This is a genomic window from Streptomyces sp. NPDC059897 (genome assembly GCF_042730865.1).
Taxonomy (GTDB): domain Bacteria; phylum Actinomycetota; class Actinomycetes; order Streptomycetales; family Streptomycetaceae; genus Streptomyces.
Map to the genome: position 1 here is coordinate 1 of NZ_JBHWKQ010000077.1, position 8,880 is coordinate 8,880.

Below are 8,880 nucleotides of genomic sequence, written 5' to 3' on the forward strand. Positions count from 1 at the left end.
GTCCGGGGCAGAGCCCCGGGCCGCAACCACGACGCCGTTGATGACGCCTCGGGGCGCTGCCCCGGACCCCGCGCCTCAATCGCCGGCGGGGCTTGATTCGTCCTCCGCGTGCAGGCTCATCGGGCCGTAGATGACCTTGTCGTCCTCACGGAGAGTGACCTGGTCGGCGCCTCCGTCCGCGAGCTGCTTCCAGTACTCGCCGACCCAGGACTCGGCGTCCCCCTGCGTGGTGAACTCCTCGGGCTGTACCGCGGGAGCCACCTCCGTCCCGTCGGACTTCTCGAACCGCCACGTCCACGCCGCCATGTCAGCCTCCCGGTCTCGGACGTCCGCTGTGCCGCTGTCCCCGGAAGCCTATCCGGGCGAGCGTCGATCAAGGGGGCGCGGGAGGATCTTCCTGTGGAACTGACACTGCTCGGCACCGGCGGCCCCGACGGGCTGCCCCGCCCCGACTGCCCTTGCGCCGCCTGCGCGACCGCGCTCGGCCGCGACGCCCGTGCCGCGACGGCGGTCCTGATCGACGGAACGCTGCTGCTCGACCTGACACCGGGGGCCGCGTTCGCGGCGGCCCGTTCGGGGCACAGCCTCGGCGGCGTACGGCAGGTACTGCTCTCGCATCCGCACGACGGGCCCGCGGTCGAGGTGCCCGCGGGGCTTCCGCAGCCCGGCCGGGTGCCGGACGGGCGGGAGCTGGCGCTCATGAGCGGGCACCGGGTGCGGGCCCTCGCGCTGGACGCGCCGGGCACCGGTTACGAGGTGACCGGGCCGGAGGGCGAGCGGCTGCTGTATCTGCCGCCGGGCACCGCGCCCGCGGGCTTCGACGAGCCACGGGCGCCGTACGAGATGGTCCTCGCCGATGTCGTGGGCCGCCCCGACGCGCTCGCCCGGCTGCGCTCCGCGGGCGCGATCGGGCCGACCACCGATGTCCTCGCCGTCCATCTGGACCATGACGTGCCGCCCGGTCCCGAGCTCGTGCGGCGGCTCGCCGCGGCGGGCGCGCGGGCCGTGCCCGACGGCACGACCCTGGACGTCGGCACGTACGAGGACGTGCCCGATGTGCCGCGCAGGACGCTGGTGCTCGGCGGGGCGCGGTCCGGGAAGTCGGTGGAGGCCGAGCGGCGCCTGGAGGCGTTCCCCGACGTGCTGTACGTGGCGACCGGCGGGACGCGCGGCGGGGACACCGAGTGGGCGCAACGGGTGGCCGTGCACCGGGAGCGGCGGCCCGGGTCCTGGCGGACGGCGGAGACCTGCGATCTCGTGCCGCTGCTCGAAGACCCGGAGGACTCCGCCCCGCTGCTCGTCGACTGTCTGTCGCTGTGGCTGACGTACGCGATGGACGAGGCCGGGGCCTGGGACGACGCCGAGTGGGCGGGCGGCGGCGAGAAGGCGCTGCGGGAGAAGGTGGCCGGGCTCGTCGACGCCGTGCGGCGCACGCGGCGCACCCTCGTCGCCGTCTCGAACGAGGTGGGTTCGGGGATCGTGCCCGCGACCGCTTCGGGGCGCCGCTACCGGGACGAACTGGGCCGTCTGAACGCGGCGTTCGCGGCCGAGTGCGAGCATGTGCTGCTCGTCGTCGCGGGTCAGCCGCTCGCGCTGCGCGGCTGACCCGGGGGCCATGGGTCTACGCGTCCGGGTCGCGGCGCGCGATCACCCGGTACGCGTTGGAGAAGCGGGTGCGGCGGGCCAGCGGGGCCAGCAGCCGGTCGGCCGCGCAGGCGGCGAGGAACGCGGGCGCGACGGCGTACATGAGGACCTTGCGCAGGATGCGCTGGACCTCGCCGGGGGCCTTGGTGCGCCACGGGTCGTCGGCGTCGGGCAGGTGCCGGCCCGCGAACAGGGCGAGGCCTGCCGCGAGATCCAGCGGGACGTGCGCCGCGCGGCGGTCGACGGCGACGACCGTGTAGCCGAGGGCGCGCAGTTCGGCGCGGAGGTTGGCGAGCGGGATCAGGTGCAGGTGCTGCGGCTGGAAGTACGAGATCCACCATTTGCCGAGGAGCTTCGCGAAGCGGCTCTCGGGGTCGGGCAGCTCGATCATCAGATGCCCGCCGGGGCGCAGCACGCGGCGGGCGGCCTTCAGCTCCTCGCGCGGATCGCGGGAGCGGTCCAGGTGGTGGAACATGCTCAGCGCGTCGTAACCGCCCTCAAGACCGGGGGCGAGGTCGGTGAAAAGCCCCTGATGGGCCCGTTCGACGCGGCCCGCCCTCCGGGCCTCCTCGACGCCTTCGCCGCTGTCGAGGCCGTCGAAGGCGGTGTACGGCAGTACCTCCTGGGCCGCCGCGGGGAAGTGGCCCTGGCCCGTGCCGATGTCGAGCCAGCTCTCCGGTTCGACGAACGCGGCGAGGGCGCGGGCGCGGGACCGGTCGCGGTGGGCCGAGGTGCGCGCGCGGAAGATCCATTCGGCCTGGTCGGCGTAGCGGCCCTCGCAGAAGTCCCGGTAGTAGAAGTCCAGGCCCTCGGGGGTGAGGCGGGGGTTCTGGAACGAGTGGGCGCAGGAGCCGCACTGGACGAGCGTGAAGCTGCCGGGCTTGTGCTGGAGGAGGTCGGTGGTGCGCAGGCGGGTGCGCAGCCGGGTGCTGCCGCACCAGGGGCAGTCGGGGCGGCGCGGCTCGTGGAAGCGCTCGGTGCCCTGGGCGAGTTCGGTGAGATACGCGGGGCGGCGCTCGGCGACGGCTTGAGGGGTGGCGGGGGCGGTCATGGGGAGACCTCCAGTCATCGTCTGCGGTACCGCAACAAGCGCGCGAGATATGACAATTCGGCGCGAACATGAACGCAACCGATCATCTATGGACGGTCCCTGACACCCCCAGGGCGACTCACCGCCCGCCGCCCGCGTCCGCCGGAAGGACGCACCCATCGGTGTCCCGTGACGGAGGGTGCGGCTGGGGCCAGACGTCCGCGACGGCCGGTACTGTTCGGCGAATGAGCTCGCTGAACCTCGACGACTTCACCGATCTGATCGAGCGCCCCGACGGCGGCACCCGCCGCGACGCCGAGGAGCGCAGGGCCCGCTTCGCCGTGCCGCCGGGCGCCCTCGGCCGCCTCGACGAACTGGGCGAGTGGCTGAGCGCCGCCCAGGGCGTGGTGCCCGTACGGCCGGTCGCGCGGCCGCGCGTGGTCCTCTTCGCCGGCGACCACGGCGTGGCCGGACTCGATGTGTCGAAGCGGGCGGCGGGCAGCGCGGCCGGACTCGTGCGGGAGGTCGTCGAGGGCGCCTCCACGGGCGCGGTGCTCGCGCGCCGGCTCGGCGTCGGCGTGCGGGTCGTCGACCTCTCCCTGGACTGCGAGCCCGACGAGCTGCCCAAGTCGGTCGACGACCGGCGCGTGCGGCGCGGCTCCGGCCGCATCGACACCGAGGACGCGCTCACCCTCGAGGAGGCCGAGGCCGCGTTCCGCGCGGGCATGGCGGTCGCCGACGAGGAGGCCGACTCCGGTACGGACCTCGTCGTCCTCGGCGACATCAGCGTCGGCGGCACGACGGCGGCGGCCACGCTGATCGCCGCGCTGTGCGGCACGGACGCGTCCGTGGTCACCGGGCGCGGCGGCGACCCCATCGACGACCTCGCCTGGATGCGCAAGTGCGCGGCGGTCCGCGACGCGCTGCGCCGGGCCCGGCCCGTCCTCGGCGACCAGCTCCAGCTCCTCGCCACAGTGGGCGGCGCCGACCTCACGGCGGCCACCGGCTTCCTGCTCCAGTGCGCGGTGCGGCGCACGCCCGTGCTCCTCGACGGCGTGGTCTCCGCGGCCTGCGCGCTCGTCGGCCAGCGGGTCGCGTTCCGCGCCCCCGACTGGTGGCTGGCCGCCCACGCCAGCGGCGAACCGGCCCAGGCGAAGGCGCTCGACCGGATGGCCATGGACGTCCTCCTCGACCAGGACGTCCGGGTCGGCGGCGGCACGGGCGGACTCCTGGCCCTCCCCCTGGTCCAGGCGGCCGCCGCGCTCGCGGCGGAGCTCCCGGAGGCCACGGAGCCCGCGAAGGAAGACGACTAGCACCAGTGGACGGCATACGTTTCGCCTTCGGGACCCTCACCGTGTTCCGGGTGAAGGTCACCCGCTGGGACCGTGGGGCCGCCCGTGCCGGGATGCTCTGCGCGCCGCTCGCGGGCCTGGCCGTCGGGCTCGTGGCGGCCGCGGTGGGCGTGGCGCTGACGTTCCTCGGGGCGGACGCGCTGCTCGCCGCCGTCGCCGCGGTCGCGGTGCCGGCGGCGCTGACCCGCGGACTGCACCTCGACGGGCTCGCGGACGTCGCGGACGGCCTGGGCAGCGGCAAGCCCGCGGACGACGCGCTGCGGATCATGAAGCAGTCGGACATCGGCCCCTTCGGCGTGGTCACCCTCGTCCTGGCCCTGCTGGCCCAAGTCGCGGTCCTGGCCGACCAGTTCGGCCACTCGTGGTGGCGCGGCGCCCTCGCCGCGACCGTCTCCGCGGTGACCGCGCGCCTCGCCCTGACCTTCGCCTCCCGCGAGGGCGTCCCGGCCGCCCGTCCCGAGGGCCTCGGCGCGGCGGTCGCGGAAACGGTGTCGCGGCGGGCGGCGCTGCTCGTGGGAGCGGTGGTGGTCGCGGCGACGGCCGCCCTCTCCCTCCAGGCCGCACTCGCCGTCGTCCTCGGCTGCGCGGCGGCCGAACTCCTGCTCCGCCGCTGCGTCTCCCGTTTCGGCGGGGTGACGGGCGACGTATTCGGCGCCCTGGCGGAAACAGCGGCCACCACGTCTTTGGTGATCCTGGCCTTCGGCTGACACCCGGCCCCAGCGGCAGCCCGCACCTGGACGAAGCACCCCAAGAACGACGGGCGTAGGCTCAGCCACAAACAGGCCAACTACCCCCGGCCCCGGCAAAGAAGCCGACCCACCCGATGAAAGAGGGACCTCACCACCGTGACTGCTCTGACTCTCAGCACCGCCGCGGCGACCGGCCTCCGCGCCGACGCGATCGTCGTCGGCGTCGTCAAGGGCGACAAGGGCCCGGTCGTCGCCCACGGCGCGGAAGCCGTGGACAAGGCGTACGACGGAAAGCTCGGCACCGTCCTGGAGACCCTCGGCGCCAGTGGCGGCGAGGGCGAGGTGACCAAGCTCCCCGCCCCGTCCGGCGTCAAGGCGCCGATCGTGCTGGCGGTCGGCCTCGGCGGCGAGCCCGAGAAGGACGGCGCGTACGACAGCGAGGTGCTGCGCCGCGCCGCCGGTGCCGCGGCCCGCACCCTGGCCGGTTCGAAGAAGGCCGCGTTCGCGCTGCCGGTCGACGACGCCGAGGACGCCGGCGCGATCGCGGAGGGCGCCCTGCTCGGCGCCTACGCGTTCGACGCCTACAAGGAGTCCGCGAAGGACCCGAAGGACGGCAAGGGCCCGCTCGCCGAGGTCGCGATCCTCGGCGGCAAGCCCCGCGACAAGGCGTACAAGGCGGCCGTCGAGCGCGCCCTGGCCCTCACCGAGGAGCTCAACCGCGCCCGCGACCTGATCAACACCCCGCCGAACGACCTGAACCCGGAGTCCTTCGCCGCCGTCGCCCAGGCCGCGGCCAAGGAGCACGGCATCAAGGTGCAGGTGCTCGACGTGAAGGCGCTGGAGAAGGGCGGCTACGGCGGCATCCTCGGCGTCGGCGCCGGTTCCGCCTCCGGCCCGCGTCTGGTGAAGCTCTCGTACAAGTCCACGAAGGCGAAGAAGCACCTCGCGTTCGTCGGCAAGGGCATCACCTACGACTCGGGCGGCATCTCGCTGAAGCCGGCGGGTCACAACGAGACGATGAAGTGCGACATGGCCGGCGCCGCCGCCGTGTTCGCCGCGGTCGTCGCCGCCGCGCGCCTCGGGCTCGAGGTGAACGTCACCGGCTGGCTGGCGCTCGCCGAGAACATGCCGTCGGGCTCGGCCACCCGCCCCGGCGACGTGCTGCGGATGTACTCGGGCAAGACGGTCGAGGTCCTGAACACGGACGCCGAGGGCCGCCTGGTCCTGGCCGACGCCATCGCCAAGGCCTCCGAGGAGACCCCGGACGCGATCGTCGACGTCGCGACGCTGACCGGCGCGATGATGATGGCGCTCGGCTCCCGCACCTTCGGCATCATGGCCAACGACGACGCCTTCCGCGGCTCGATCCACGAGGCCGCCGAGGAGTCCGGCGAGCCGGCCTGGCCGATGCCGCTCCCGACGCACCTGCGCAAGGGCATGGACTCGTCGACCGCCGACATCGCGAACATGGGCGAGCGGATGGGCGGCGGCCTCGTCGCCGGCCTGTTCCTCCAGGAGTTCGTCGGCGAGGGCATCACGTGGGCCCACCTCGACATCGCGGGCCCGGCCTTCAACGAGTCCGCGCCGTTCGGCTACACGCCCAAGGGCGGCACGGGTTCCGCGGTCCGTACGCTGGTCCGCCTCGCGGAGCGGACGGCGGCGGGCGACCTCGGCTGACCCTCCGCGGACGTGACGAAGTCACTGTTCAGCCCCCGGTGCGCGGCACCGGGGGCTGTTCGCTTTCGACGAAATCCGCATGTTTGTCCCCGCTCGTCACAGCTGTTTCAGGTGTAACAGCCGTCTCACCCCGGAGCCCGACGTCCCGACTCCCGCCGACAAGTGCGAGGATGGGGTACGGCAGGACAGGGCCCTCACCCAGGGCCGAAGAACGAGCGGCCGAACACCCCGCCGCCCGGTCGTCGGAGACCGGCGTACGGCGCACATGCATGGAGGACGTGACGTGGCGAACGACGCCAGCACCGTTTTCGACCTAGTGATCCTCGGCGGTGGCAGTGGCGGTTACGCCGCGGCCCTGCGCGGAGCGCAGCTGGGCCTGGACGTCGCCCTGATCGAGAAGAACAAGGTCGGCGGCACCTGCCTGCACGTTGGTTGCATCCCCACCAAGGCGTTGCTGCACGCCGGTGAGATCGCCGACCAGGCGCGCGAGTCCGAGCAGTTCGGCGTGAAGGCCACCTTCGAGGGCATCGACATGCCCGCCGTCCAGAAGTACAAGGACGAGGTCGTCACCGGGCTCTACAAGGGCCTGCAGGGGCTGATCGCCTCCCGCAAGGTGACGTACATCGAGGGTGAGGGCAAGCTCTCCTCCCCGACGTCCGTCGACGTCAACGGCCAGCGCGTCCAGGGCCGTCACGTCCTCCTGGCGACCGGCTCCGTGCCGAAGTCGCTGCCGGGCCTGGAGATCGACGGCAACCGCATCATCTCTTCGGACCACGCGCTGAAGCTGGACCGCGTCCCGAAGTCCGCGATCGTCCTGGGCGGCGGCGTCATCGGCGTCGAGTTCGCCTCGGCGTGGAAGTCCTTCGGCACCGACGTCACGGTCGTCGAGGGCCTCAAGCACCTCGTCCCGGTCGAGGACGAGAACAGCTCCAAGCTCCTGGAGCGCGCGTTCCGCAAGCGCGGCATCAAGTTCAACCTCGGCACCTTCTTCGAGAAGGCCGAGTACACGCAGGACGGCGTCCGCGTGACCCTCGCCGACGGCAAGACCTTCGAGGCCGAGGTCCTCCTGGTCGCCATCGGCCGCGGCCCGGTCTCCCAGGGCCTCGGCTACGAGGAGCAGGGCGTGGCCATGGACCGTGGCTTCGTCCTCGCCGACGAGTACATGCAGACCAACGTGCCGACCATCTCGGCCGTCGGTGACCTGGTCCCGACCCTCCAGCTCGCGCACGTCGGCTTCGCCGAGGGCATCCTGGTGGCGGAGCGCCTGGCCGGCCTGAACCCGGTTCCGGTCGACTACGACGGCGTGCCGCGCGTGACCTACTGCCACCCGGAGGTCGCCTCCGTCGGTATCACCGAGGCCAAGGCCAAGGAGATCTACGGTGCGGACAAGGTCGTCGCTCTGAAGTACAACCTTGCGGGCAACGGCAAGTCCAAGATCCTGAAGACCACGGGCGAGATCAAGCTCGTGCAGGTCAAGGACGGTGCCGTGGTCGGCGTCCACATGGTCGGCGACCGCATGGGCGAGCAGGTCGGCGAGGCCCAGCTGATCTACAACTGGGAAGCGCTGCCCGCCGAGGTCGCCCAGCTCGTGCACGCCCACCCGACGCAGAACGAGGCGCTCGGCGAGGCCCACCTGGCCCTCGCGGGCAAGCCGCTGCACGCGCACGACTAGCAGCCACGCCCCGTCCGTCGCAGTTGGGCGCGACGACCCACCCACAGACTTCCGCACTGCGTTGCCGCGCATTGCACATCGTTAAGGAGCAACAGAAACCATGGCGGTTTCCGTATCCCTTCCGGCGCTCGGTGAGAGCGTCACCGAAGGCACTGTCACCCGCTGGCTGAAGGCCGAGGGCGAGCGCGTCGAGGTCGACGAGCCGCTGCTCGAGGTCTCGACCGACAAGGTCGACACCGAGATCCCCTCCCCCGCCGCCGGCGTGCTGGCCTCCATCAAGGTCGCCGAGGACGAGACGGTCGAGGTCGGCGCCGAGCTGGCCGTCATCGACGACGGCTCCGGCGCCCCGGCTGCCGAGGCCCCGGCCGCCGCCGAGGCCCCGGCCGCCGAGCCCGCTCCGGCCCAGGAGGCCCCGGCCCCCGCCGCCGAGCCGGCCCCGGCCGCTCAGGAAGCCCCCGCCGCCCCGGCCGGTGGCGCCTCCGGCACCGACGTCGTGCTGCCCGCCCTGGGCGAGTCGGTCACCGAGGGCACCGTCACCCGCTGGCTCAAGGAGGTCGGTGAGGAGGTCGGCGAGGACGAGCCGCTGCTCGAGGTCTCCACCGACAAGGTCGACACCGAGATCCCGTCGCCCGTCGCCGGTGTTCTCCTCGAGATCACCGTGGGCGAGGACGAGACCGCCGAGGTCGGCGCCAAGCTCGCCGTCATCGGTGCCCCGGGTGCCGCCCCGGCCGCCGCCGAGGCCCCGGCTCCGGCCGCCCCGGCCGCCGCTCCGGCTCCGGCCCCGGCTCCCGAGCCCGCCCCGGCCCCGGACACGGA

Annotated in this window: 8 protein-coding genes; 6 read left to right on the plus strand and 2 right to left on the minus strand. The window is 73.4% G+C overall.

Annotated features, from left to right (window positions below):
- Positions 1–75: 75 nt before the first annotated feature.
- Positions 76–306: a hypothetical protein gene (locus ACFV9W_RS38790; RefSeq protein WP_385770780.1), complete on the minus strand. Its 231-nt coding sequence runs from the start codon at positions 304–306 to the stop codon at positions 76–78.
- A 93-nt stretch (positions 307–399) separates the two neighbouring features.
- Here ACFV9W_RS38790 and ACFV9W_RS38795 point away from each other — a divergent pair, with 93 nt between their 5' ends.
- On the plus strand, positions 400–1,605 hold the full coding sequence (locus tag ACFV9W_RS38795; RefSeq protein ID WP_385770782.1) for a bifunctional adenosylcobinamide kinase/adenosylcobinamide-phosphate guanylyltransferase: 1,206 nt from the start codon (positions 400–402) through the stop codon (positions 1,603–1,605).
- Positions 1,606–1,621: 16 nt separating this feature from the next.
- Here the strand turns inward: ACFV9W_RS38795 and ACFV9W_RS38800 are convergent, their stop codons facing one another.
- Complete coding sequence (locus ACFV9W_RS38800; protein WP_385770784.1) at positions 1,622–2,695, minus strand: class I SAM-dependent methyltransferase; 1,074 nt, start codon at positions 2,693–2,695, stop codon at positions 1,622–1,624.
- Positions 2,696–2,919: 224 nt separating this feature from the next.
- Here ACFV9W_RS38800 and ACFV9W_RS38805 point away from each other — a divergent pair, with 224 nt between their 5' ends.
- The 5 genes from ACFV9W_RS38805 to ACFV9W_RS38825 form a co-directional block, all read left to right on the plus strand.
- Positions 2,920–3,987, plus strand: coding sequence for a nicotinate-nucleotide--dimethylbenzimidazole phosphoribosyltransferase (locus ACFV9W_RS38805; RefSeq protein ID WP_385770786.1), 1,068 nt, complete (start codon positions 2,920–2,922; stop codon positions 3,985–3,987).
- A gap of 5 nt (positions 3,988–3,992) precedes the next feature.
- Positions 3,993–4,733, plus strand: a complete 741-nt coding sequence (locus ACFV9W_RS38810) for an adenosylcobinamide-GDP ribazoletransferase (protein ID WP_385770788.1) — start codon at positions 3,993–3,995, stop codon at positions 4,731–4,733.
- 138 nt (positions 4,734–4,871) lie between these two features.
- Entirely contained in the window at positions 4,872–6,392 is a 1,521-nt protein-coding gene (locus ACFV9W_RS38815; protein WP_385770790.1) for a leucyl aminopeptidase, read from the plus strand.
- 283 nt (positions 6,393–6,675) lie between these two features.
- Positions 6,676–8,064, plus strand: coding sequence for a dihydrolipoyl dehydrogenase (gene lpdA / locus ACFV9W_RS38820; protein ID WP_385770792.1), 1,389 nt, complete (start codon positions 6,676–6,678; stop codon positions 8,062–8,064).
- A gap of 100 nt (positions 8,065–8,164) precedes the next feature.
- A partial coding sequence (locus ACFV9W_RS38825; RefSeq protein WP_385770794.1) for a biotin/lipoyl-containing protein occupies positions 8,165–8,880 on the plus strand: 716 nt, incomplete at its 3' end.

What these genes read in the sequence shown, in the direction of transcription:
- ACFV9W_RS38790 (WP_385770780.1), bottom strand. Translation starts at nt 306, where the DNA reads ATGGCGGCGTGGACGTGGCGGTTCGAGAAGTCCGACGGGACGGAGGTG.
- ACFV9W_RS38800 (WP_385770784.1), bottom strand. Translation starts at nt 2,695, where the DNA reads ATGACCGCCCCCGCCACCCCTCAAGCCGTCGCCGAGCGCCGCCCCGCG.
- ACFV9W_RS38805 (WP_385770786.1), top strand. Translation starts at nt 2,920, where the DNA reads ATGAGCTCGCTGAACCTCGACGACTTCACCGATCTGATCGAGCGCCCC.